Origin of the sequence: Mesorhizobium sp. M7A.F.Ca.CA.002.09.1.1, from assembly GCF_003998555.1 — a bacterium.
GTDB classification, from domain to species: Bacteria; Pseudomonadota; Alphaproteobacteria; order Rhizobiales; family Rhizobiaceae; genus Mesorhizobium; species Mesorhizobium ciceri.
The window spans coordinates 1-463 of the sequence record NZ_RZRR01001602.1; the positions used below are offsets into that span (position 1 = coordinate 1).

General features: G+C 62.6%; 2 protein-coding genes. Both read right to left on the bottom strand.

The features are described from left to right. Positions 1-286: pantoate--beta-alanine ligase (locus tag EN994_RS34895; protein WP_164746599.1), on the bottom strand; the 286-nt coding region annotated here is incomplete at its 3' end. Continuing rightward, positions 283-463, bottom strand: a 181-nt coding sequence (locus tag EN994_RS34900) for a 3-methyl-2-oxobutanoate hydroxymethyltransferase (RefSeq protein ID WP_206530593.1), incomplete at its 5' end; no start/stop codon positions are given. The genes EN994_RS34895 and EN994_RS34900, both read right to left, overlap by 4 nt.

The window sequence follows — 463 nt, forward strand, 5'->3', positions numbered from 1 at the left end:
GTGTGAAAGCAAGGTCGGCCTTTGCCGCGCCGAGCCGGTCGAGATCGCGGGCGAGTTGGCGCGGGTACTTGTCGAGGTCTTCGCTCGGCGCGAACTGTGTCGGGTTGACGAAGATCGACACGACGCAGCGCTCGGCTTTTTCGAGTGCGATCCTGACCAGCGAGATGTGCCCGTCGTGCAAAGCGCCCATGGTCGGCACCATGGCGACACGAAGGCCGTCACGGCGCCAGTCATGGATTTGCGTGCGAAGTGCGGCAACGCTATCGACGACGACGGGTTGGCTCATGCGTCATCCCTGCTGTTTGTCGCCGAAAAGACATGGCCGGGGCCCGGGAATGTCCGGTTTCGCACTTCTGCTGCATAGCTCTTTGCGGCATGCGAGATCGCGTTGCGCAGGTCGGCGTATTCCTTGACGAATTTCGGCACGCGATCGACGGTCAGCCCGACCATGTCGTCGGTGACC